This is a genomic window from Paenibacillus anseongensis (assembly GCF_009757995.1).
Taxonomy (GTDB): Bacteria; Bacillota; Bacilli; order Paenibacillales; family NBRC-103111; genus Paenibacillus_E; species Paenibacillus_E chondroitinus.
Window position 1 is genome coordinate 1,256,111 of the sequence record NZ_WSEM01000016.1, and the last position, 24,212, is coordinate 1,280,322.

25 protein-coding genes are annotated in these 24,212 nt (G+C 48.4%); 10 read left to right on the plus strand and 15 right to left on the minus strand.

Features of this window, described 5'->3' with window-relative positions:
* Positions 1-134: 134 nt before the first annotated feature.
* The 6 genes from GON05_RS22100 to GON05_RS22125 all read right to left on the minus strand — a co-directional run bounded on the left by GON05_RS22100 (position 135) and on the right by GON05_RS22125 (position 4,472).
* Positions 135-608: a DinB family protein gene (locus GON05_RS22100; protein WP_157321828.1), complete on the minus strand. Its 474-nt coding sequence runs from the start codon at positions 606-608 to the stop codon at positions 135-137.
* An 83-nt stretch (positions 609-691) separates the two neighbouring features.
* A complete protein-coding gene (locus GON05_RS22105) occupies positions 692-1,327 on the minus strand; it encodes a ThuA domain-containing protein (RefSeq protein ID WP_157321830.1) in 636 nt (211 codons plus the stop codon).
* 18 nt (positions 1,328-1,345) lie between these two features.
* On the minus strand, positions 1,346-2,071 hold the full coding sequence (locus GON05_RS22110; protein ID WP_157321832.1) for an SDR family NAD(P)-dependent oxidoreductase: 726 nt from the start codon (positions 2,069-2,071) through the stop codon (positions 1,346-1,348).
* Positions 2,072-2,097: 26 nt separating this feature from the next.
* A complete protein-coding gene (gene rpiA / locus GON05_RS22115) occupies positions 2,098-2,784 on the minus strand; it encodes a ribose-5-phosphate isomerase RpiA (protein WP_157322322.1) in 687 nt (228 codons plus the stop codon).
* On the minus strand, positions 2,774-3,004 hold the full coding sequence (locus GON05_RS22120; protein WP_157321834.1) for a DNA-directed RNA polymerase subunit alpha C-terminal domain-containing protein: 231 nt from the start codon (positions 3,002-3,004) through the stop codon (positions 2,774-2,776). The genes rpiA and GON05_RS22120 overlap by 11 nt, the downstream gene beginning before the upstream one ends.
* Positions 3,005-3,011: 7 nt before the next feature.
* On the minus strand, positions 3,012-4,472 hold the full coding sequence (locus GON05_RS22125; RefSeq protein WP_157321836.1) for an aminotransferase-like domain-containing protein: 1,461 nt from the start codon (positions 4,470-4,472) through the stop codon (positions 3,012-3,014).
* Between the two features lie 129 nt (positions 4,473-4,601).
* Between GON05_RS22125 and GON05_RS22130 the strand changes: the two genes are divergently transcribed.
* From GON05_RS22130 to GON05_RS22145, 4 genes are all read left to right on the plus strand, one after another.
* Positions 4,602-5,219 (plus strand): LysE/ArgO family amino acid transporter, encoded by a 618-nt coding sequence (locus tag GON05_RS22130; RefSeq protein ID WP_157321838.1) that lies wholly within the window; start codon positions 4,602-4,604, stop codon positions 5,217-5,219.
* Positions 5,220-6,927: 1,708 nt separating this feature from the next.
* Positions 6,928-7,431, plus strand: coding sequence for a TRAP transporter small permease (locus tag GON05_RS22135; RefSeq protein WP_127449977.1), 504 nt, complete (start codon positions 6,928-6,930; stop codon positions 7,429-7,431).
* Positions 7,431-8,723 carry a TRAP transporter large permease gene (locus tag GON05_RS22140; protein WP_157321840.1) on the plus strand — a complete coding sequence of 431 codons (1,293 nt, stop codon included), beginning with the start codon at positions 7,431-7,433 and terminating at the stop codon, positions 8,721-8,723. Before GON05_RS22135 ends, GON05_RS22140 begins: the two co-directional genes overlap by 1 nt.
* Before the next feature lie 33 nt (positions 8,724-8,756).
* Positions 8,757-9,818 carry a TRAP transporter substrate-binding protein gene (locus GON05_RS22145; RefSeq protein WP_157321842.1) on the plus strand — a complete coding sequence of 354 codons (1,062 nt, stop codon included), beginning with the start codon at positions 8,757-8,759 and terminating at the stop codon, positions 9,816-9,818.
* Positions 9,819-9,847: 29 nt separating this feature from the next.
* On the opposite strand, the gene GON05_RS22150 is transcribed toward GON05_RS22145, so the two are convergent.
* The 5 genes from GON05_RS22150 to GON05_RS22170 all read right to left on the minus strand — a co-directional run bounded on the left by GON05_RS22150 (position 9,848) and on the right by GON05_RS22170 (position 15,520).
* On the minus strand, positions 9,848-10,606 hold the full coding sequence (locus GON05_RS22150; RefSeq protein ID WP_157321843.1) for a response regulator transcription factor: 759 nt from the start codon (positions 10,604-10,606) through the stop codon (positions 9,848-9,850).
* Between the two features lie 4 nt (positions 10,607-10,610).
* A complete protein-coding gene (locus tag GON05_RS22155) occupies positions 10,611-12,455 on the minus strand; it encodes a sensor histidine kinase (protein WP_157321845.1) in 1,845 nt (614 codons plus the stop codon).
* Positions 12,456-12,530: 75 nt separating this feature from the next.
* Complete coding sequence (locus GON05_RS22160; protein ID WP_145657127.1) at positions 12,531-12,848, minus strand: cupin domain-containing protein; 318 nt, start codon at positions 12,846-12,848, stop codon at positions 12,531-12,533.
* A 139-nt stretch (positions 12,849-12,987) separates the two neighbouring features.
* Complete coding sequence (melA, locus tag GON05_RS22165; protein ID WP_157321846.1) at positions 12,988-14,493, minus strand: alpha-glucosidase/alpha-galactosidase; 1,506 nt, start codon at positions 14,491-14,493, stop codon at positions 12,988-12,990.
* A 67-nt stretch (positions 14,494-14,560) separates the two neighbouring features.
* Positions 14,561-15,520 (minus strand): AraC family transcriptional regulator, encoded by a 960-nt coding sequence (locus tag GON05_RS22170; protein WP_397369179.1) that lies wholly within the window; start codon positions 15,518-15,520, stop codon positions 14,561-14,563.
* A 217-nt stretch (positions 15,521-15,737) separates the two neighbouring features.
* Between GON05_RS22170 and GON05_RS22175 the strand changes: the two genes are divergently transcribed.
* Positions 15,738-16,961 carry an aspartate aminotransferase family protein gene (locus tag GON05_RS22175; protein WP_181646170.1) on the plus strand — a complete coding sequence of 408 codons (1,224 nt, stop codon included), beginning with the start codon at positions 15,738-15,740 and terminating at the stop codon, positions 16,959-16,961.
* A 1-nt stretch (position 16,962) separates the two neighbouring features.
* On the opposite strand, the gene GON05_RS22180 is transcribed toward GON05_RS22175, so the two are convergent.
* The gene (locus GON05_RS22180) at positions 16,963-17,799 is read right to left on the minus strand and encodes a phytanoyl-CoA dioxygenase family protein (RefSeq protein WP_157321848.1); all 837 of its coding nucleotides are present in this window, start codon (positions 17,797-17,799) and stop codon (positions 16,963-16,965) included.
* Positions 17,800-17,931: 132 nt separating this feature from the next.
* Between GON05_RS22180 and GON05_RS22185 the strand changes: the two genes are divergently transcribed.
* The gene (locus GON05_RS22185; protein WP_181646171.1) at positions 17,932-18,798 is read left to right on the plus strand and encodes a helix-turn-helix transcriptional regulator; all 867 of its coding nucleotides are present in this window, start codon (positions 17,932-17,934) and stop codon (positions 18,796-18,798) included.
* Between the two features lie 321 nt (positions 18,799-19,119).
* Here the strand turns inward: GON05_RS22185 and GON05_RS22190 are convergent, their stop codons facing one another.
* Positions 19,120-19,275, minus strand: a complete 156-nt coding sequence (locus GON05_RS22190; RefSeq protein ID WP_157321851.1) for a hypothetical protein — start codon at positions 19,273-19,275, stop codon at positions 19,120-19,122.
* A gap of 174 nt (positions 19,276-19,449) precedes the next feature.
* On the opposite strand from GON05_RS22190, the gene kduI reads away from it, so the two are divergent.
* The 4 genes from kduI to GON05_RS22210 are packed head-to-tail and all read left to right on the plus strand — an operon-like array spanning position 19,450 to position 22,676.
* Positions 19,450-20,283 (plus strand): 5-dehydro-4-deoxy-D-glucuronate isomerase, encoded by an 834-nt coding sequence (gene kduI / locus GON05_RS22195; RefSeq protein WP_127449997.1) that lies wholly within the window; start codon positions 19,450-19,452, stop codon positions 20,281-20,283.
* A 35-nt stretch (positions 20,284-20,318) separates the two neighbouring features.
* The gene (locus GON05_RS22200; protein WP_157321852.1) at positions 20,319-21,074 is read left to right on the plus strand and encodes a DeoR/GlpR family DNA-binding transcription regulator; all 756 of its coding nucleotides are present in this window, start codon (positions 20,319-20,321) and stop codon (positions 21,072-21,074) included.
* An 18-nt stretch (positions 21,075-21,092) separates the two neighbouring features.
* Complete coding sequence (kduD, locus tag GON05_RS22205) at positions 21,093-21,845, plus strand: 2-dehydro-3-deoxy-D-gluconate 5-dehydrogenase KduD (protein WP_127450001.1); 753 nt, start codon at positions 21,093-21,095, stop codon at positions 21,843-21,845.
* Positions 21,846-22,676 (plus strand): sugar phosphate isomerase/epimerase family protein, encoded by an 831-nt coding sequence (locus GON05_RS22210; protein WP_157321854.1) that lies wholly within the window; start codon positions 21,846-21,848, stop codon positions 22,674-22,676.
* A 53-nt stretch (positions 22,677-22,729) separates the two neighbouring features.
* Here GON05_RS22210 and GON05_RS22215 read toward each other — a convergent pair whose 3' ends face one another.
* A complete protein-coding gene (locus tag GON05_RS22215) occupies positions 22,730-22,948 on the minus strand; it encodes a hypothetical protein (RefSeq protein ID WP_157321855.1) in 219 nt (72 codons plus the stop codon).
* A gap of 92 nt (positions 22,949-23,040) precedes the next feature.
* Complete coding sequence (locus tag GON05_RS22220) at positions 23,041-24,048, minus strand: LLM class flavin-dependent oxidoreductase (RefSeq protein ID WP_157321857.1); 1,008 nt, start codon at positions 24,046-24,048, stop codon at positions 23,041-23,043.
* Between the last annotated feature and the right edge of the window lie 164 nt (positions 24,049-24,212).

The window sequence follows — 24,212 nt, forward strand, 5'->3', positions numbered from 1 at the left end:
GATGAACTCAACCGGATCGGGGGTGCTCGTGAACAACGAAACGTTACGTCTTAGCAGGGAGGCCTTGCGAACTTGTTGAACCTCATCACTTGAGGATCTCCTCCATTCGTCAAAATCTCATTTCGTGAAATAATTTATTGGGATAATAATACCTTGTAAATTTTAATGACACTAAAATGCATGCCTTCATGATATAAATTAAAGCTGAGGAACTGCTCTAAGGATTCGAGTTTCATCCCTGCCGAAGTTGTATAAGGCGTCACGTTGTCTTGCAGCCGGTCACCCAGTTCACTGCTAATTCTCTCAATCTGATTTTTAAGGAGAAATTTCAACTCTGAGAGAGTAGGAACGACAATGTCCGCTGGCGTAGTTAAAGGAGATGTCTTGTATTCAAATTGCTCCTTGAACCCCTGTGGTAGTTGAACAGGAAGATCCATGTATTGAAAAGCGTACCTTTCCATGACGACATAAATATGTCCCAACTGCCAACGGATTGAATTGCGGAATCCATTCGGAATCTGGTCCGCCGTCTCTTCCGAAATCCCTTCAACTGCTTGAAGAACTTGATTTCTAACGAATGCCAACTGCCTGAATAAGAAATGTTCCAAAATCCTCACTCCTTTAACGACTCTTTTGGCCTATTGTAGCACACATCCCCATTAGGGAGTATATGGAAAAAAACAGCTTTATTCTACACTTGCCTGCTCAACCAACGTGCGCTGTTTAGCACAAGACGTCGGTAGGCTTCTGGCTGAAAAGAAGGGGCATGATGCCCTGGCTGCAGATACACAACCTTCCCAAGACCGTAAACGTGCTCCCATGCCGCGGGGTACCGTTTCCCTTCAAATTCAAACTCCATAAATACCGTTTTTTTCGTAAAAGGATCAAATTCGAACAAGTACGGCTCTTCGTCCAAATTGAAGTTCTCGACACCTTCCAGTAAAGGATGCTCGGCTGCTGATCTATAATAAACTAGAGGCTGATAGGGAGGATGTCCCGTAAACTTGGCGCCGATCATCTGCAGCAGCTCATAGCTCCGCTGAAGTGAAATACCATTATGGATAACTAGCAGGCTGCCTCCTCCTGCGACATAGCGCAGCAGTCCCGCGGTTTGCTGCTGCGATAGGTCACGCTTCCAACAATCCGTATAGGAAATACACAGAGGAAACTGGTTGTGATCCAGCTCCGACAAGACTTGATAGTCTTCCGTAGCGGTTAGCGCAAACTCGTCGCCAAGAATGGCCGCAAGCTGCTGCCTGGTAGGCTCCAGTGGATGCCAAGGAGCATCCGTGTTATCGCCGATCAGCATAACTTTGATCTCGCTCATTCGTCCTTCTCCTCCCATTTACCAAGGCAGCTCTTTTCCGCTGTCGGCTTCGATATAAAGCGGCAATGCGTTAAGCTTGTCCTTGTGCTCTTCAATCCGATTCAAAATATTCGCGGCGGCTTCTTCCGATGTATAGGTGCCAGCCGGATTCCATTCGCCACTCATATATGATTTGACCCAGCCTGGGTGGATTAGGAGGACGCGCCCGCCTTCTTTGCGGATTTTATTATGAATGACCGTGGACCCCATGTTCAGAGCCGACTTGGCCATACAGTAACCGAACCATGCATCCCGATGGCTGTTCGCAATGCTGCCCGCTTCGGAGGATATGTTAACAATCAGCTTGCCGCCATTCATGATCGGCTCAAGTAAGCTATTGGCCATGCGAATAGCGCCAAGCGCTGACACATTATACACTCGCTGAATCTCTTCGAAATCAAGGTCATCTTCGATTGTCTTCACCGTATCGCCGAGGATGGCGGCATTGTTGATCAAAAACTCCAATTGATTGGACCTGCTTTTAATATAACGAGCGGCTTCCTTGACACTTTCGTCAGATCCCACATCCAATTTGAAAACGTGCAGTTGATCAGGAAATTGAGCTCCAAGTTTGGTCAACTCCTCGTTATTGCCCAGAATGCCGCCAGCAAAAACGGTGTATCCCTGATGAAGTAAAGCTTCAGTAATTGCAAGTCCAATCCCTCTGTCCGTTCCGGTTACACAAACTGCTTTGTTCAACAACATCTCCCAGCTCCCACCATTCCTAGTTATTAGACAAGCTTCAGCTCTTCCACAGATCCGTCTTGATAACCAACGATGACTCTTGCAGCCATCTTAATAAACAACCCATTATCGACGACACCCGGAATACGATTAATGGCATCATGACATTCACTTGGTCTTTTAATCTGCTTAAAATCACAATCCAGAATATAGTTGCCATTATCCGTCGTAAAAGGCTGCTGATCGATCATTCTCATCTTTGGTTCGCATCCAAGCGCGCTAAGCTTGTTACGCGTGAGCTCATAAGCAAACTTCACTACCTCAACTGGCAAATGGAATTTCCCCAACTGGTCAACAACCTTGCTTTCATCAACAACGACAATAAGCTGTTTGCTGGATGAAGCTATGATTTTCTCACGGAGCAGCGCACCGCCGCCGCCTTTGACCAGATTCCACGCACCGTCTACTTCGTCAGCGCCATCAATCGTTATATCTATTTCATCTACTTCAGAAAAAGGAATCAAGGGAATTCCAAGCTCTTTAGCCAAGTTCTCGGATTGTACGGAAGTTGCCACTGCCTTAATTTGCAGCCCGCTCAGAACTCGCTTTCCAATTTGTTGAATAGCCCAATAAGCTGTAGAGCCTGTGCCTAAGCCTACTGTCATACCATCCTGAATATACTCTACTGCTTTTTCGGCGGCAGTTCGCTTGGGATTACTGCTCTCAAGATTCATCTGCAAATGTCAGTCCCTTCTCGGCAAGTGCACGGCGAAGAGGATCCAGCGATTTCGGTCCCATGCCATGCAGCTTCATAATCTCTTTCTCGGTTGTATTGCTAAGTTGTTCAAGCTTGTGATATCCGGCACCTGTGAGTGCACGAAGGGCAGGATTTGAAAGCTTAGGCAAGTCAGATTGCTCGTCTTCTTGATTCGTCCGCGTGTCATTCGTTGACATTCCTCACTCACCTTTCCAATCTTTTTTTCCCAACCAAATCTCGAATTAAAATCGCTACTCGCTCAATTCCCCACTCAAGCTCATGCAGCTTGGCATAGGCGTACGAAATTCGCAAATAGTTGCCTGTATGTCGATTATAAATCGAACCCGGATTTAACAAAACACCCTCTTTGAAAGCTCGCTCGAACAGGATTTGCATCGGAACATCGACTGTAAGCTGTACCCAAATGTAGAAGCCTCCCTTCGGAACTGACCAAGTGGCGATCCCAGTGAAAAAAACTTGGAGCAGCTCCACTGTCCTATCCCTTCTCAACTTTAGCTGTACTCTGATCTTGAGAAGATGCTCCTGATACAACCCTCTTCCCAGCCACTCCGCTGCAGCCCATTGAGAGACAGAGCTCGAACCGTAGTCATTCTGCATTTTAATATCCGCTAATCGTTCGATAACAGGTTCCGGAGCAATCACCCAACCAATGCGAAGCCCTGGACTTAAAGTCTTGGACAACGTCCCCAAATACAGAACCAATGCGTGCGGGTCCCTCGCTTTCAGAGGTAAAGGAGGCGGTTCATCAAACCATAGCTCCCTGTACGCGTCATCCTCAATAATCGGGAGACCTTCGTCCGCGCAAGCATTCATTAGCATCTGGCGCCTTACCTCGGGCATCAAAATGCCGGTTGGATTTTGAAAAGTAGGAATTGTGTAGAGCAGCGAAGCATTGTATCCCTTTTTGTGACGCGCAATCTGGTTCGTAAGCAGGCCATCCTCATCCATGGGCAACCCTACAAGCTTAATATGGTTCGACTGAAAAACATGGACAGAATACAAGTAGGACGGCTTTTCTAAAAGAATCGAAGAACCTCGCGGCAGCAGCCCGATTGAAATGAGCTGTAACGCTTGAAGAGCCCCAGAGACGATTAGGATGTTCGATGGCGAAGTATGGACGCCAATGCCTTGCAGGTAAGCTGCCAGCTGTTTGCGCAAATAAAGATTCCCCTTCGGCTCTTCATATCCTAAGAGGAACGAATTCGTCGAGCTTTCGGCGAAAATCTCCTTCATCCGCTCCGATGGCAGCAAATCCGGCGAAAGCTCCCCGGTTCCAAGCCGAATGATACCTTCTTGAAATTCCGCCCGATTAATGTGCTGAATCGTCGGCTGGTTGGGATAGTGTGCTCCAGCTTGTACATACGAGCTCCAGTCTGGAGGAGGAGAAGCCGTTAACAGGTTCCAAGAGTTATTAATAACTCTTGTTCCGCCTTTGGTGTTGCCCTCCAATAGCCCATCAGCGATTAGATCGCTGATCGCCGTGACCACCGTGCTGCGGTTCACGCCAAAATCCTCAGCCAAAGCTCGCTGTGATGGAATTTTGGTCCCCACCGCCCATTCACCCAGCGATATTTTATGGATAATAAAATCTTTAATCTGTTGATATAACGGAGTTTCAGATGATAAATCAGGTCGCCAATCCATCGTTTCCTCCTTCCTTACAGCTCCACTATATCATTTGGTTGGGCTCGATGCCATCCATTTGGACGGAGACAAATATCAAAATTCCTCTATACTAAGTAAGAATTCGACAGCTAGATTGGAGTGATGATTTTGTTTCAAACGATATTACATGCGGTTGTTTTGGGCTTTGGACTTATTTTACCGGTTGGGGTGCAAAATGTATTCGTGTTTAATCAAGGCGCCAGCCAGCGCACTTTCCTTGGGGCATTGCCCGTTATTCTCACAGCTTCCCTCTGTGATACCATCCTTATTCTCGCAGCGGTATTCGGAGTTTCCCTTATCGTGCTAACTTTTTCGTGGCTGCAAGCGGCATTGTATGGAATCGGCTGCGTCTTCCTGCTCTATATGGGCTGGGTGCTTTGGCGTAGTAAGCCGAGTACTGCTTCATCCACCCAGCAAGCGGAGGAGGTGCGCCGGCCGAAAAAACAAATTCTGTTCGCGGCTTCCGTCTCCTTACTGAATCCTCACGCTATTTTAGATACGATTGGCGTTATTGGCACCAATTCATTGAACTATGCCGGCGGAGAAAAATGGGTGTTCATGATCAGCATCGTGTGCGTGTCATGGCTGTGGTTTTTTGGATTAGCCTTTGCAGGGCGGCTCATTGGTAAACACGATACAAGCGGGCGTTTTATTACGAGATTAAATAAAGTGTCGGCTTGCATGATATGGGGCGTGGCCGTGTATATGGGGTTGCAGTTTGTGTGAGCTGCGGGGTACCGATTCAAAGCGGATGGATGATTGGCGGTATGAGAGCACTTTAGCATCCGGATGCTGTTGGGATCTCATGCTGGCGAAGCAGTTCGTTGGATGAAATCCAATGAAAACTGCAATTTCGCCACACAATGCGCCGGTTGATTGGATGAAATCCAATCGAGCTTGTGAAATTCACCTCAAATAGCGCTGAAATTAGACCTCGCATTGGAATTTGTCCAATGAAAAGTGGGATTTTCGCTGTTAGAGGCTGCTTTCATTGGAATTTGTCCAATGAGGTTATGGGGGTGAGAGTAGTGAGGGGGTTGAAGTGTAGCAGTGTTGGAGTAAGGTGAGTAGGAGTAATGTGTAGCGAAGGAGTAGTGTGTAGAGAAGGAGTAGTGTATAGAGAAAGAGTAGTGTAGAGAAAGAGTAGTGTGTAGAGAAAGAGTAATGTGTAGAGAAAGAGTAATGTGCAGAGAAAGAGTAATGTGTAGAGAAAGAGTAGTGTGTAGAGTAGGAGTAATATTGAGTAGGAGTGTAGAAGTGCAGTTGAGTAGAAGTCAAGGAGAGTAGCTGAGTAAATGTAGGCGAATGAGTAATGAGCCGTACGTCCGCTTTATCTAGCGTTGCACATCACCTCCACCCTGATGAACACATTAAGCCATCCCCCGTTGTATTTTTTACAACATACAGACGCTTTTTACGCTGCAATCTCATCTTCATTGCACAAAATACAATCATTTGAACCCGAAATGATAAAAAGTGCCCATTTCATGCGAAATGGTTGTATAAACTACAACATAGACGAGTAAAAAGCCAGTTAGACTCCCATTTGGTTGTACAAACTGCAATGTAGTGCAGTACGGCACTAAGGAGCACTGCCTTTACTCCACTGCATGGCCACCTCTCCACCTCACTTCTCTTTTCACTACTCTACTCTTTCCCCTCCTCATTCTGCGCCACAACTAGTTTACTCACTCTACTCCTCAACTCTCTTCTCACTATTCTACTCATTCCCCTCCTCACTCTACACCACTGCTACTTTACTCACTCTACCCTCAACTCTCCTCTCACTACTCTACTCTTTCCCCTCCTCACTCTTCGCCACAACTACTTTACTCACTCTACTCCTCAACCCTCCTCTTGCTATTCTACAAATTCCACTCTTCACTCTACACCACTGTTACTTTACTCACTCTACCCTCAACCCTCCTTTTGCTACTCTACACATTCCTCTCTTCACTCTACACCACTGCTACTTTACTCACTCTACTCCTCAACCCTCCTTTTGCTACCCTACACATTCCTCTCTTCACTCTGCGCCACTACAACTCTACTCACTCTACTCCCCAACCCGCTTCTCGCTACTCTACTCATTCCCTTCCTCACTCTGCGCCGCAACTACTTTACTCACTCTTCTCCTCAGCACTCTCTTGCTACTCTACACATTCCCCTCTTCACTCTACACCACTGCTACTCTACTCACCCTGCTCCCCATCCCGCTTCTCACTTGCACTTCACACTCATCCCATCACTTCTCTACACACTCCTCCTATCACTCCACTTGACAACTCCTCACTTCTTGTCCTCCCCCAATCTCCTAAAAAAACTACAAAAAAACCTAAAAGCAATGGCGTACCAGCCCAAACGCTGGGACGCTATACTTAAGTCAACCCAAATGAAAGCACTTACAAAATAAAAGAAGGGAGGTCGCTTAACGATGCGGTTACTTCGCAAAATAGCACTAGGCATCGATACTTTCATCGAATCAGCCGCACTGATCGGCTTGCTCAGCATGATTATTATCGTTACTGTCCAGGTGATGACGCGCAAGCTGTTCGATTTCGTTTTCTTCTGGTCCGAAGAAGTGACCATGCTGCTGCTCATTTGGTTCTCTTTCATGGGCATTGCGATCGGCTTTCGAGAAAAGCTTCATCTCGGCATTGATTCCTTCACGCACAAGCTTCCAGCATCCATCAACAAAGCACTGGATAAAGTGATCGAATTGGTCATCCTCGCCTTCGGAATCTATCTGGTGTTCTATGGCTGGGATTTCACTGTCATGATGAATGAATCCGAACTGCCCGCCACCGGCCTGCCAAACAGCACTCTCTATGTTATCATGCCGATCACTGGCGTTATGACCTGTGCTTATGCGCTGCTGCAACTGTTCGGGATCGAAACGAAGCGGCATGTCAATCTTCAAGAAGGAGGCAATCACTAATGGATCCGACCATTGCCATACTCATTCTTTGCGTCGTCTTCGTCCTCCTGATCATCCTGCGCTTTCCGATCTCGCTAGCTTTAGCCGGTTCATCGCTGCTCACTTTGCTTTATTTGAAAGTGCCGCTGGCAACCGTTGGCCAGACGATGATTCAAGGGATGAATTCTTATTCGCTTCTGACCATCCCGTTCTTCATCCTGGCCGGCCAAATCATGAGCGAAGGCCAGATGGCCTTACGCCTCATCAATCTCGCCCAAGTTCTCGTAGGCGGTATTCGCGGGGGCTTAGCCATGGTCAACTGCGTTGCCTGCATGTTCTTCGGGAACATTTCCGGCTCCGCCATTGCGGATGTTTCCTCGATCGGCTCCGTCATGATTCCCATGATGAAGAAAAAAGGCTATGACACCGACTATGCCGTAGGCGTCACCGTCTCCGCCGCCATTCAAGGCGTCGTCGTTCCGCCAAGCCATAATCTCGTGCTGTATTCTCTGGCAGCTGGAGGCGGGATCTCGATTGCTTCGCTTTTTCTCGCGGGCATCGTTCCTGGCTTGATCCTCTGCGTATCGCTTATGATCACAAGCTATTTCATCTCCATTAAACGCGGCTATACCAAAAGCGAGGCCGTTCCCCTGCGGGACATTCCCAAAATTGTGCGCGACGGCCTTCTCTCTCTTTTAACAGCGGTCATCATTCTTGGTGGTATCTTCACCGGTTGGTTCACGGCTACAGAAAGCGGCGCGTTAGCGTGTTTGTACGCTTTTATCCTCACCTTTCTCGTATACCGGGATATTCCGATCAGCCGCATGTGGGTCATTCTGAAACGCACGTTCCGAACCGTCGCGATGGTGCTTTTCCTCATTGCCGCCTCCGCTACCTTCAGTTATGTGCTCGCTTTCCTCAAAGTTCCCGGCATGCTGACGGATTGGATGCTTGGCATCACCGACAGCCCCATCATTATTCTACTGATCATCAACGTTTTGCTGCTCTTGCTTGGCGCACCTATGGATATGGCTCCGCTCATCCTGATCATGACGCCGATTCTGCTGCCTGTCGTCACCGCGCTTGGGATGGACCCTGTTCACTTCGGCATCATTATGATGTTAAACTTAGGCATCGGATTGTTGACGCCTCCTGTTGGAACCGTTTTATTCGTCGGCTCCGCCATCGGCAATATCTCCATTTCGGAAGGCACCAAAGCCATGATGCCCTTCTTCTATGTCATGTGCGTCGTGCTCATGATCCTGACTTATATCCCTGGCCTTGTGATGTGGCTGCCAAATCTTATGAAATGACCAACTAATTTTATGAAAAAGGGGATCACCAATATGAAAATGAAAAAATCATATATAACCGCACTTAGCACGATGCTCGGTGCAAGTTTGCTGCTAGTCGCTTGCGGCGGGGGAAGCACTCCGACAACCGGCAGTTCGACAACGGCTCCGGGAGCAGCCAGCCCTGCAGCAGCCAAAAAAGCGGAAGGTCCGAAACTGACTTTTCGTCTGGCTGAAACACATCCCGCCGACTATCCGACAACGCTTGGCGATAAAAAATTCGCCGAACTCGTGAATCAAGCCTCCGATGGCCGCATCAAAATCGACGTCTTCCCAGCTTCCCAGCTCGGTGAAGAGAAAGCTGTTATCGAACAGGTGCAATTGGGTGCGATTGAGTTCACTCGCGTCAGCACTGGAGCGCTTGGCGGCTTCAACAAACAATATGAAGTGTTCAGTCTGCCTTATATTTTCGACAATGACAATCACCAATGGAAGTTTCTAGAGAGTGAACAAGGCACAAAGCTGCTGGACAGTTTGGAATCCTCGCGTATGAAAGGGCTAGCCTACTACAGCTCCGGAGCGCGTCATTTCTACTCCAAAAAGCCGATCAAAAGCATTGCCGATCTGAAAGGACTTAAAATCCGCGTGATTCAAAACAAAGTGAACATCGATCTCATGAATGCGCTAGGTGCGAATGCAACGCCTATGCCATACGGAGATGTGTTCAACGCCCTGCAAACAGGCGTCATTGATGCCGCAGAGAACAACTATCCGAGTTACTTCTCATCCAACCATTTTCAGCAGGCGAAAAATCTCATTCTTGACCAGCATCAGCGTGTGCCGGAAGTGCTTTTAATCTCCAAAGTAGCTTGGGATAAACTGAGCAATGACGACAAAGCGTTGATCAAAAAAGCAGCCCTCGAATCCGTCAAAACCCAGAAAGCCGAATGGGATAAATTCGAAAAAGACTCCGAGGCCAAAGTTAAAGCGGCTGGGGTCACGATCACCGATGTCTCTGATCTCAAGCCATGGCAGGACGCGGTGAAGCCAGTTATCGAGAAGTACCGCGCAGAGTATAAAGAAACGTTGGAAGCTATTGAAAAGGCGAGAAAATGATAACAAACCAAAAGGAACCTGAGCTCAGCTCAGGTTCCTTTTGGTTCTTGCAGCTTCCCTCCACTTTTCCGATATTCCAGAGGAGAGCTTCCCGTCAGCTTTTTAAACGTATTGCTAAAATAAGCAATATCGCCATAACCCAACCTCTCGGCGATCTCAGATACGCGCAAAGCTGTTTTGATAAGCAGCCGCTTCGCCTCTTCCATTCTCATGAGGATGACATAGTCAACAAACTTGCCGCCCGTTTGCTGCTTAAACAGCTGGCTCAAGTAGCTGGGATTCAGATGAACCAGAGCTGCCGCATCGGTTAATGTAATTTCCTTCGCTAAGTTAGCTGCTACAAACTGCTGCACTTGCTCAATGACTGACATTTCGGCCGTTTCGAGTGAACTTTCCGTCCCTCCCGACGCCTCCTTCAACATGGCTTTGCCTTGTATCCATCGCCCCAAACAATCCGCCATCGCTTCCATTTCTACCGGCTTCAGCAAGTAATCTTTGACCCCGTAGCGAATCGCTTTCTGTGCAAATTGAAAGTCGTCATAACCGCTCACAAGCACCAGATTTGCTGTCATCGCCGCCATCTGCTCAGCCAAACCGATGCCGTCCATAATCGGCATTTTCACATCCGAAATCACCAGATCCGCCGCATGCTTCTGCACCGCATCCAAAGCTTCTAGGCCGTTAGCGCATTCCTGCACAATCGTAACGGGAAGTTTCGTTTGCTCCACAGCCTTGCGCAGCACAACCCGAACCCATTTTTCATCGTCGACGAGAATGATTTTGTACATGTCCCTACGCTCCTTCCCGCAGCCCAAGTCCCAGCGGCAATTTCAAGCTAACGGTCGTTCCTGCGCCTGCACGGCTTTCCAGCTCTAACCCGTAAGCTTCACCGAATAAATAGGCGATGCGCCGATGCACATTCACGATTCCTATCTGTGAAACGGCTGCAACCATATCCTTTTGCAGCAAATCGAGCTGTAAAGCACGCAGCCTTTCTGCCGGAATCCCCGTCCCGGTATCTTGGATCTCGATGACGAATTGCTGCTCATCCAGCTTTTTAGCGGAAATAGTAATATGAACCTGACGGTCGCTCGTCTCGATGCCGTGGATCACGCAATTTTCCACTAAGGGCTGCAGCGCAAACTTCGCAATCAACTGATTTTCCACCCAATGCGGGATTTGAAACTCGTAACTAAGCTTCTCTTCAAAACGGTACTGCTGTATCCGCAAATACATCTCACAAATATGAATTTCCTGCTGCACAGAGCTCGTAGCACCCGCATGATTCAAATTGTAGCGCAGCAGCCTCGCCAAGGAGGCGACTAACACCGAAATGTCGGTCATATCTTTTTCCAGCGCCATCCCCCGCACCGTTTCCAAAGCATTCATAAGAAAGTGAGGATTCACTTGGGATTGGAGCACCTTAAGCTCGGTTTCCTTCTGGCGAAGCTGAAGATCCTTCTCCCGCAGCTGGGAGTAATAAATCTCATCGAGTAAGATTTGCAGCTTTTCCACCATTTTATTAAAATCATTCGTCAGTTGTCCGATCTCATCCTTCGATTCGATGTCCACCCGAGCTTGAAAATCTCCTTCTTTTACCCGTTTCATAAAATATTGCAGAGCCCGGACCGGCCGAACGATGCTTGTCGCAAAGCCGATCCCGATTAGATAAGCGATAACAAGTGTCGCAGCTACAGTCCACCAAATGGTTTGCCGAATATATTGTGTTCCGTGCGTCAATTCATGCTCAGGGATGGTCGTTACCAGCCGCCAATTCAAATAGGACGATCGGCTAAACGTATAAAAGGGCTTATCGCCGGTTAACGACTGATAGGAGCCGCTCTCCTGCTGCAAAATATAGTCCAACTGATCCCACGCCGCCAAGTGGCCAATATCCGCGTACTCCGGGGAATAAATATACCTTCCTTTTGGGTCTAGAATTGATAAATACCCTGTCCTGCCAATCGTTACACGTTCGGCAATTTCTTGAATACGTTTGAAATTCACTTCCATGATAAGAGTGGCCACAGGTTCTAAGGTATTGGGACTGACCAATCGCTTCACGATTGAGAGGACTGGCACATCTTCCAGCTCATACCGCTCCGAAGGCGGACGGATAATGAGCATAATGTCGCTGTTGGACGGCACGCTGGCAAACCATGGCTCCTCGATAAGCTGCAGCGCCGGTGTCACATTTTTATCCATACTCGTGTCGAGCACCGTTTGATTTTCCATAATCAGCATGATCCGGGAAATGTCCGAGCGGGAGTAGGCCGTATCTTTCAGAAGCTGCATCATCGGCTCGCGAATGCCCGAATCCCGCACTTCCTGCTCACTCGTCATACGAAGAAACTGCTGCATCGAGGGATGATTTTGCATCCGGATGGAGTCGATTTCGAAATCCCGAATGTAATATTCGATATGCAGCTTCACTTGCTCAATGATTTGTTCGTTGCTTAAACTCGCTTCCTCGCGCAGCACTTCCGACGACTTCTGATACGAGATGAGCCCAACGATAACAAGCGGAATAACGACCAACATAGCGGAATAGACAAGCAGTTTGACGGTCAACGGCCGATCGCGCAAAAATAGACTCCTATAAAACCACGTCCAAGCCCGGCGGCTTTTTCTACCCATAATTGCCTCCTCCCGCACATCAATGTAAACGCATTCATGTTGTTAAGAAAGAAAACCAGTTGCAAGAGCAACTGGTTAACGTTTCACAAGATCTTCACGAATCGGTGTAAATACATCCAGCAAAGCAGATGCTTCCAAAGCTGTTACGCCATGCTGCGCTCCGCTAGGTATGTAAACCGTTTGCCCTTGTTCGATGACCGTCACAACACCATCTATCGTAAACTCAATTTTGCCTTTTAGGCAATAGGACATTTGTTCATGCACGTGGCTGTGCTGATATCCTACGGCTCCTGGCTCAAAGTGAACCTCCATCATCATTAACCCGACTTCAGCTTTCAAAATGCAGCGTTTCACGCCCGGTTCAGCCGGTTCCCACACGCCAATATTCGACATCTAACTTTCCCCTCTCCCATTTGAACGATCCTAGAAAAATAAAAAAGGGCCGCAAGCGGCCCTTCACTTACAAAACTAATTATAACCGAAAAGAACCAAAATGAACATACTTGAAAATAAACGAACATTACGTTTCCTATTAGGATGAAACAGCCGCACGGTCTTTCCCTTTGTCTGCTTCGCCCGCATTTTTGTTAGCGGCTTGCCGGTCCTGCTTCATTTCTTCCACTGTTTTCACCTTCAAGCGCGCTGCGCCTTCATAGTCTCGAGTAGGAATGAGATTGCCAGCAGCAAGGCGGTTTTTGGCTTCTTCAATGGCAGATCCGTACTGCGGCAGCCATTTCTCTTGGGCAACCAACATCTCATCCACCATTTGCCAAATTTCTTTCGGATTGCAGACAGCTCCAACGAGAGGATCCATCATAAACGCTTGACGAAGCAGTTTATCGTCCCCATGCACAGCCGCTTCTACAGCCAGACGCTGCACAGAAATGCTGACATTACATACGGCAGCAGGGCCTAATGGCAGATCGCCTACATGCGGCATCGAAATGCCGTTGCCATCCACATAACCCGGTGCTTCAATAATCGCATCGTTTGGCAGATTCGAGATGACGCCGTTATTCACCAGGTTGAAATGTCCACGATATACACGGCCGGTTTCAAGTCCCTCGATGATATAGGAGCCGTGCTCTTCACTGCGCTTCTCCGCTTTGTACTCCATTGCCTTATCCTTCATCCAGTTCGGGAAATCCGTCTCAAACCAGTTCCGCCCTTCCGTACATACGCGCAGGTAACCGCCGGTTTCCCCGTTAATCCAGCTTCCCAGATCAATCCAATCCTGGATTTCGCTCGCGCGTTTCCGGTACCAAGGCACATACTCGCTAAGATGCCCGTTGGATTCTGTGCTGTAGTAGCCGAAGCGACGAAGCATGTCGATGCGCACTTTCTCCGTACGAGCATATTCCGGATGGTTCTCGAACGCTTCAAGCAGGCCTTGCGTCAGATCCTTACCTTGGTGACGAGCTTGTATATACCAAGTTTGATGATTAATTCCTGCACAGATAATATCGACTTCTGATTTGTTCAAACCGTACACGTTAGCAATTTGACTATGCCCGTGCTGCACGCCGTGACATAACCCGATCGTCCGTACACCGCCGTACGTATTGCAAGCCCATGTCAGCATCGCCATCGGATTCGCATAATTTAGCAACAGCACATCCGGCGAAGCTACGTCGCGAATGTCTCCGCAAATACGCAGCATTTCCGAAATCCCGCGCTGGCCGTACATAATGCCTCCGGCGCACAACGTATCCCCGACGCACTGGTCAACACCATATTTGAGCGGGATATCGACATCCGTTGCAAAAGCTTCCAGCCCCCCGACGCGAATCGTACATAACACGTATTTTGCGTCTTTCAAAGCTTCCCTGCGATCCGTGCTTGCTTGAATTTTAATGTTCAGACCATTCTCCGCAATATCCCTTTGGCACAGCTCAGTTACCATATCCAAATTATGTTGGTTAATGTCTGTAAAAGCGACCTGAATATCTTTAAACTCAGGAACTGATAATAGATCCCTTAGTAGTCCGCGTGTAAAACCAATACTTCCTGCTCCAATAAAAGCCACTTTAAATGACATGTTTATCGCCCTCTCTATCGTGTTCTCTACCTTTCACATTGTATCAAGCACGAAAGAGAAACCGTTATCAAATTTCTAACTTCCTCGTCTCACTTTTGTCAAAAATCCTAACTTCTTTCGGATAGTTTCGTTTCTCCGCATACATGGATTTACGAAAATCGGTAGGCGTCAGACCCGTATAATCTTTGAAAAGCATATGAAAATACTGCCGGCTTCCAACGCCGATGTACTCACAAATATCGGAAATCGGCACATCCGTTTCGAGGAGCAGCATCTTGGCCTTTTCCATCCGAATGCCCGTTAAATAAGCCATTAATGTCTGTCCAGTCAAAGCTTTGAAAATCCGCTGCAAATACCCTGGATGCAAATTAACAGCCCCGGCAATATCCTTCACTTGAATATCCCGGTCATAGTTCTGATGCAAATACTCCATCGAAATCTTCACATATCTTTCACTCTGCGCCTCACCGCTATTGACCGTTTCACGCCAAAGCCGTGCAATACGAATCAGCAGTTGTGTGATCAAAAGTTGAACCATCAAGTCGCTTTTATTCGCTGCTTTATCCAGTTCCAGCACCAAGCTTTTCATAATATGGTAGACTTCATCCCCATCCCGCAGCACCAAATAGGGAGCTTCTGATGCCAATAAGGCGATCAGAAGATCATCTTCGCCAGCCAATTGCTGAATCGAGGGGTATACCCCTTTATTGGGAATAAATCGAAATTCTACATTGAGCATTCTGCATGGATTAGCTGCATCGACGAGCAACCGATGGGGGACGTTGGCATTTATGATCATAAATTCGCCTTTTTTGAGCGCGACCTTCTCGGTATGTGCCGGCTCAGTTTGAACCTCAATTTCGCAATAGCCTTGAATTGTATACATAATTTCAGTGGCATCATGACGATGAAAGGGCATTTCAAAGCCTTGCCATTGTTTAAAATAGTACGCCATCACATGCGGGTGACCGTTCGATTCCATTAAGAGAGCCGGAAATAACGATTCGTTATCAGGCATAAACGTCATCTTTCCCTTCCACAAAACGTTGTCATTCCTATCGTCATTGTAACCCCCTATTCATAAAAAGAAAATCGTCTGGCAGTCAATTGCATACACCCTGGAGCAGAGCATACCTAGCCCAAATAAAAATGGACAATCCTGCTAATTTTATGATTGAATAAAAATACGATATTACGTATAATTATTCATTATTTCTTATTTTTATTATAAAGGATGTGTCTATGTGAAACAGGAAAAATCATGCACAGATGAATTATTGGCTGAGGCGAATGCCTCGATTCTATTCATTGCCAACCGACCTCAGGTCGTTATGGAACGCGGCGAGGGGATGTATCTCTGGGATACGAACGGGAAAAAGTATTTGGATTTTATCGGGGGGTGGGCGGTTACCAGCTTGGGCCATTCGCCTAAAGTCATCAGCGATGCGCTGCTGGAGCAGTCTGGAAAGCTTGTTAATGCGAGTCCTGGCTTTTTTAATAAGCCGATGGTTGAATTTGCCCGCCTGCTGACGGGACTATCGGGATTGGAGCGCGTATTTTTTGGCAGCACAGGTGCGGAAGCCAATGAAAGTGCGATTAAACTTGCTCGTAAATACGGGGCTGTCCGTAAAAATGGCGCTTACGAAATTATTACAGCGAAGCGAAGCTTCCACGGGCGTTCGTTGGCGACTACGGCGGCAACAGGAAAAGCCGGCTGGGAGCATATGTTTGCTCCGCAACTGCCCGGCTTTGTGAAGGTGCCTTATAATGATATTGAAGCCATGAAACTAGCGATTACTCCGCTTACTTGCGCTATATTCGTTGAGCTAATCCAAGGTGAAGGCGGTGTGTTTGAAGCTGATCCCGCCTACATTCAAGCACTCCGCGCCCTATGCGATGAGCAGGGGATTTTGCTCATGTTCGATGAAGTGCAAACCGGAATTGGCCGGACTGGAACCATGTTCGCCTACGAACATTACGGCGTAATGCCTGATGTGCTCACACTCGCCAAAGGGATTGGCGGCGGATTTCCGTTATCAGCGATGCTTACGAGAGAAGCGTATAATCTTTTTGAAGCAGGCGACCAAGGCGGCACCTATACCGGGCAACCGCTTGCCATGGCCGTTGGCCTTGCTGTCGTTGGGGAAGTACTTGAGCGCAAGCTTCCTCAGCAAGCCGCAGAGCAAGGAGCTTATTTGCTGCAAAAGCTGCATGGTCTTAAGGAGCAGTACGGCGTGACCGATATCCGCGGAAAAGGATTATTGCTAGCTTTTGATCTTCCTGAACCGCGTGGCGCCGAACTGGCAGCCGCTTGCCTGCAAGCCGGCTTGCTGATTAACTCGTCGGGTCCGAGTACCATCCGGTTGATACCCGCTTTGATTGTATCGAAAGCGGAAATCGACGAGATGATGACTCTTTTATGCAACGTGATGGATCGAGTTTTCAAGAATGTAGCGTTACGAGGTTGACTTATCTTTGGAACAAAACCGGAAAATAGTCGTTCGCAAAAATCTGACCCTGCTGCGGGCGGGGCCCCAACAGCCGGATATTGTCATGCCGCTGAACGCCTGCTCGATAGCTTGTGCCACCCGGCATCAAGTGCGCTACGATAGACAAACGAGGCTCCGCTGTTGTATTCGCACCGGACCCGTGGAATGTTAGTCCGTGATGAAAGCTAGCCTGCCCTGCCTTCAAAATGCAGGGCTCTTCCACCCAATCGCGCCCGGCGGCGTATTTGTCCCGGAGCTCTTCCATGTTGGGATTAAAAAACGTGTCGCTATCCGGAATCAGCCCCCATTTATGCGAACCTACGATCGTCTTCATCCCGCCATTGGTCAGGTCCGTGTCCTGAAGTGCAATCCAGACAGTCACCATGTTGGGATTGCTGGAACACTGCCAGTAGCCATAGTCTTGATGCCAACCCACATTGCCTACCGCCGTCACTTTGTCACCGACACCCGGCTTATAGATGACCTGATCATGCCACAGTCGAACTTCATCTGTTTGCAGCAAGTCTGCCGCCAGCTCCCCGATCAACGGATCCGTGACGGTGCGGCGAACCTCATCATTAATCCACCAACCGTTGTCCAGCTTGCGCAGGGCGTCAGGGTTGGAAGTTGGCCGATAATGGTTCATCGGCAGCCCGTCCCCATCATAATCACCGCTCCAAATGCGTTCGTGCGCCTCACGAAGTCGTTCAATCTGGCCATCATCCAGCAATTTCGGTGAAATCCAATAGCCGTCCCGATCGAAAATTTCCTTATCCTGCGTAGTAATTTTGTAAGTTCTTTCTGCCTGCATAGTCATAGTTACATGCCTCCTTCTTCGTCTTGCTTTCATCATACGGGTTCTGCCGGTTATTGACGTTCATAGACCTGCTGAGTAGTATGAGAAACATAGAAGATAAATAAGAACATGTTCAAAAAAGGAGGCTTTCCTGTGGTTGCCAAACAAAGTCCCCGCTGGACCTATGATGCCGAGTTACAAGAATTAATTCCTGATGTTCCGGAGTTGGTCCTTTTCGGCTTCGATGAAATCAAATCGGCACTCCCCCTCTCCTATCATCAACATGACGGCTATGAATTTGTTCTGGTAGAACGCGGGAAAGCAAGCTGGGAGCTGGACGGGCAAGTCTATGAAACCAAAGCAGGCGATGTCTTTCACACTTGCCCTGGCGAGCTGCATCGCGGTGGCTTCAACGTCATAGAACCGAGCCGGTTTTGGTGGTTCATCGTCACGCCACCCCATACGGAAGATTGGCTCCGACTCCCTTTGGGAGAAAGCGAAAACATCGCTAGCGCTTTGCAGATGCTTCCTCGAGTTCGCCATATCGGCCTGCAAGCCATTCAAGGCTTCGGGCAGCTGGGCGACGCAATAAACAGCAGCAGCCCGATGCGCTCCACCGCCGTTCGCCAGGCGGTTATGGGGCTGCTGCTTGCCATTGTGCAGGCGAATGAGCGTATGTTTTCGCTTGCGGACGATCTAGCCAGCCAATTCGACCAGCTGCTCCGCCGCATCGAGGATGAGCCTGAATGGCGGCCGGATGTGGAAGAATTGGCGGGCATTGTCCGCGTCAGTCCCTCCCACTTCTTTCGAACTTTTCAGTCGTATACGGGACTGCCTCCCATGAGTTATATCGAACGGATGCGCATCAAAAAAGCTTGCAGCTTGCTCGCGGAGAGCAGCGCTACCATTACCGAGATCGCAAATTCGCTTGGCTACGCCTCTTCCCAGCATTTTGCCACTGTGTTTAAGCGCATTATTGGGATGACGCCTGTGCAGTGGCGGATGTCTAGCAGGGGGTGAGGGGTATTGCTTACAGAGCTAAGGTGGCTGAGTCAGCCTTAGAGGAACTGCAAGTCGCTATTTCACAGAAAAGCGGCGATAGTGCTGTTGCTGGGGAACTACAGGGCTCTATTTCACAGTTTTAGGCGGGATTTGCGCCAAATACCTTGAAATAGTGGACCGTAGTTCCCCTTCCTTTTAAAAGAGGCGCATTTCGCAGAAATAGCACCCTGCAGTTCCCTTCTGCGGCTGGGCTCAGCCGCAAGGGGTGTTTGAGAGGGGCAATCGCCCCCCACAGTGAACCAAAAAAAGAACGAAGCAGCAACCCGCTTCGTTCTTTTTTTAATCCCGCTCGTTCGTCGAGAAGGCGCTTTTGATGTTGTCCATAATTTCCTCGACCGCCTCACTGACCAAATCGGTTGGCGTCGTACTTTCTTCCTCTGGCTTCGTCGGGATCGTATCGTTGCAGACGTGGTCGAAATAATGACTTTTATCCATTGACATAACCTCCTGTAGGGTTGTTTTTTCCTTAATCTTGCTCCTTTATGCACTTCGATGGTACGAATTGTAACCTCGTTCGAAAACACTTGCTTAATCCGGCTTATTGGAGTAAATTAAACCTATATGAACCCATATCAACACAAATAAACCATTCCAAGGAGCGATTATTACATGGATATCCGTTACGCATCACACCCGAACGAAGTTAAACAATTTGACACAGAGCGTTTACAATCCGAGTTTCAAATCAACGCTTTATTTGTTCCAAACGAGATTAAACTAGTTTACTCTCACGTTGACCGTTTTATCATTGGCGGCGTTCTTCCGATTACAGGTTCCCTGCAGCTGCAAGCCGATAAAAAAGAAATGGCGGCTGATTATTTCTTGGAGCGTCGCGAAATCGGTATCATTAACGTTGGCGGACGCGGGACGATTACGGTTGACGGTACCGTTTACAACATGGATTCCAAAGATTGCATCTACATCGGACTAGGTTCGAAAGACATCACTTTTGCCAGCGAAAATGCGGCTGATCCTGCTAAATACTACTTCAACTCAACGCCTGCTCACAAAACATACCCAACGGTAAAAGCGGCAATTAGCGAAGCGACTCCAGCACATTTGGGCAGCATCAATACATCCAATGAGCGTACAATCTACAAATATATCCACTTGGATGGCATTCAAAGCTGTCAACTAGTTATGGGTATGACCCTTCTTAAACCGGGTAACATGTGGAACACAATGCCTTCACACACACATAACCGCCGTTCTGAAGTTTACTTCTACTTCGACATGCCGGAAGATGCGGTTGTTTTCCATATGATGGGCGAGCCGCAACAAACACGTCACGTTGTTATGCGCAATGAGCAAGCGATCATTTCCCCAAGCTGGTCGATTCACAGCGGCGTAGGCACTAATAACTATACATTCATCTGGGGCATGGCTGGCGAAAATCAAATGTTCGACGATATGGACGCCGTGGCTATGAAAGATTTAAAATAATCGGTAATCTCTCTTTTGGAAAGTGATGATCATCGATGAACCCTTTACGCAGATACGAAACCATAATGGAAATACTCCTGGCGCAGAAAGAAGTCACGGTTAACGAACTTAGTGAACGACTGGACGTAACAGGTAAAACAATTCGTGAAGACTTGGCCAAGCTGGAGGAAAAAGGGCTGCTCGTCCGCATTCATGGCGGCGCTATGCTCGCTCAAAGCGATCAGCTTGGCATTCTTTCGGCGAAGGAGCCGATCGTCAAACATGCCGATCAAAAATCGGAAATCGCGACGATTGCCCTTCGCTACATTCAGCCTCGAGACATCATTGCCCTCGACGGCGGCAGCACAACTCTTGAGATTGCTAGGCGGCTGGACAATCAGCCGCTTACTGTCGTGACCAATGATTTATACATTATTTCCGAGCTCCTTCATAAGGAAGAAATCCGGCTTGTTGTTCCTGGCGGGTACCGAACACGGAATATGCTTGCCGGGCCTGAAGCTGTTGCCTATGTGAGCTCGCTGAACATTCAGAAATCGTTCATTTCTGCGACCGGCGTTCATTTACAGCACGGCTTTACGATTTATACGAGCGATCATGCCGACTACAAACGTGCATTGATTGCATCCAGCGCAGCTGTCTATGGCGTCGCCGATCACTACAAATTCGGCCAATGCGCCCTGCGCACTTTTGCCTCTTTGTCAGAGGTTGCCATGATTATCACCGACAGTAACCTGCCCGCAGAAACGGCCAAACAATACCGTGATGCCGGCATTCAAATCGTCACTCACTAGTGAAAAGGAGTATGTTTCATGACACTTTTTAACTTAGCAGGAAAAACAGCTTTCGTAACCGGAGCTTCCGGCGGTCTGGGTCAAGCAATGGCCATCGGGCTTGCTGAAGCAGGCGCTAACGTCATTGCCGTCTCTTCTTCCGAAAGCGTACAAACCGTTGAAGCTATTCGCGCATTAGGCGGTAAAGCTGAGCTGATCGCAGCGGATTTAAGCAACGAAGACATCCTGGAGGATGTCGTGAACCGAGCTGTCGGCATTTATGGCGGCATCGATATTCTTGTGAACAACGCGGGAATCATTCGTCGTACACCGGCTGTTGACCATTCCCGTGAAGACTGGCACGATGTCATAGACCTGAACTTGAACTCCGCTTTCTTCTTATGCCAGCTAATCGGCCGACACATGATTGAGCGCGGCAGCGGCAAAATCGTCAACATCGCTTCTATGCTGACTTATCAAGGCGGCATTAACGTGCCTGGCTACACAGCTAGTAAACACGCGATTGCTGGTGTTACGAAAGCATTAGCGAACGAATGGGCTGGCAAAGGCATTCAAGTTAATGCCATCGCACCTGGTTACATGACAACGAACAACACTGCGCCGATCCTGAAGGATGAAAAACGCACACAGTCGATTACAGAGCGTATTCCTGCTGGCCGTTGGGGTTCCCCTGAAGATCTCAAAGGACCTGTTGTCTTCTTGTCCTCCAATGCTTCGGATTATATGAACGGACACGTATTATGCGTGGACGGCGGATGGATGGCGAGATAGATGGGCATCGGGACGCTAGCTCACACGGTCGGTCATCTTCCACTGAATCAATTAACAGAGAAACTGCGCGGACGAGGCGTTGACTTCGTGCAGTTGGCTCTAAGCAAAGCCATCAGCGATATCGACACAAGTTTGGGCAAGCTCAGCCCTGGACTCGCCAATCATATTGGCGAACAGTTCCAGCGCGCTGGTATCCGTATCGGCGTACTCGGCTGCTACATCAATCCGATTCATCCAGATCCGCAGCAGCGTCGCCATGAAATCAACAGATTCAAGGAGCATCTGCGTTATGCCAGAGATCTCGGAACGTCCATCGTCGCAACGGAAACGGCGGATTTGACGACTTATCTCACGCAGGATCCCGAGCGTTATGAAGCCATTGGTTGGGAACTTCTTAAGCAAACCGTTGAGGAACTAGCGGAGGAAGCGGAGCGTTGGGGCGTTCACATTGGTCTTGAGCCTGTTTTCACGCATACATTATCCAGTACGGAGAAAATGGTGCGTATTCTGGAAGAAGTCCCGTCGAGCAATTTAGGGGTCGTCTTTGATCCTGTTAATTTGATTCCTCCAACTGCCATTCAGTCACAAGAGGCATTCCTGGATGAGGCATTTGCAGCTTTCGGAGATCGCATTGTTCTGGCACATCTGAAGGATGTTATCGTACAAGACGGCATTCTGAAGTCTGTCCGTTCAGGGGAAGGTATTTTCCAAACCAAATCATTTCTGGAAAAGCTTCATCGTGTAAAACCGGGCGTTGATATTTCATTAGAGCAGCTTACTGATGAAACGATGAACGATGCCTTCCATTATGTTAGAAGCCTTATGCCTTAAAACAAACTAAAAAAACCTATTCTGATCTTCAGTAGATCGAATAGGTTTTTTATTTATGTTTTAGGTTGCTCCCGTACGACGCGAACAGGCCGTTCGACCCAATTCTCACGTTTCATTGGCCGTACTTGATTAATCGGGTTATTGTAATCAATCTCCGGATTTTTGCCTTCAGCCCTTGCAGCCTCAGCAAGCTTCTCTTTATAACCCGTTCCAGGTGCCGGTCCGCCGCCCCCATTGCGCTTACCTTTATTCCAAACTCTGTTCTTGCTCATCTCACCACTCCATTTTTTGTTTAAGTGTAAGGGCAAGAACAGAAAAACGCAAATATTTATTCGCGGAACCCGCCAAGCGTGATTCAACAAGATTAGCCCTGCATGTCGAATACTTCAGCTAATAACCGGTAGGAGTGGATTCTTGCGGCCACATCATGAATCGGTGACACCACCATTAATTCATCAGCTTGATAAGCTTCGTTAAGCTTGATCATTTGCGCTTTAACTTGCTCCGGTGTACCCACGATCCGTTTATGCTGGCGGTCTTGGATCAAAGCCAGATCCCCCGGGGTATAAGGATAATTCGTTGCTGTCTCAGCCGAAGGAAAAGATGGCAGCAATGCGCCGCGGCCTAGTGACAGGAAAAACAAATCCGAACTCGAAGCCAGACGTTTGGCCTCATCTTCCGTATCCGCGCAAATCACCATAATCGCTGCAAGCGAGTGTGCTTTCTCATTCAAAATCGACGGCTTAAAATTCTCACGATAAATCCGCAAAGCCTGCTCGCAATCCGCATTGCCAAAAAATTGCGCAAAACCAAAAGCAGCCCCTTGATCAGCAGCGATTCGGGCACTGTCATAGGAAGAACCCAACAACCAAATTTCCGGCGCAGTCTCAATAATTGGAGAGGCATGCAAAGCCGCAAAACGGTGGCTCGGCGGCAGAGAATCATATAAATATCCCGTTAGATCAGCAACCTGCTGCGGGTATTGATCTACGCTAGTATATTTCCCCTCTTGCAGAGCGCGCGTAGAAATCGGCATTCCACCTGGTGCACGGCCAAGACCAACGTCAATCCGCCCCGGATGAAGGGCCTCCAGCAACCGGAAGTTCTCCGCCACCTTATAAGCACTGTAATGAGGCAGCATGATGCCGCCGGATCCTAACCGGATGCGATTCGTTTTGGCAGCCAAATGTGCAATAAGCACCTCTGGACTCGAGTGCGCAAGCGCTTGTGACGCATGGTGCTCCGAAACCCAATACCGCGAATACCCTAATTTATCCGCTTCTTGCGCCAACTCCGTCGTTTCGGCCAGCGCACTTGCCGCGGTGCGGCCTTCCCCTATTTGTGATTGGTCCAAAATACCCAATTTAAACATCGTCGATCACCTCACTTCTAACTGTAACACAAGAAAGCACAGAATAGCAAAAAACAGTCAAGCATCAAGCTTTGACTGGCTCCAAAACGATATGGAATAGCTGTTTCATCGCGTTCTCATTGGACAAAATCCAAGATGAACACCCTTTTCAGGCGAAATATCGC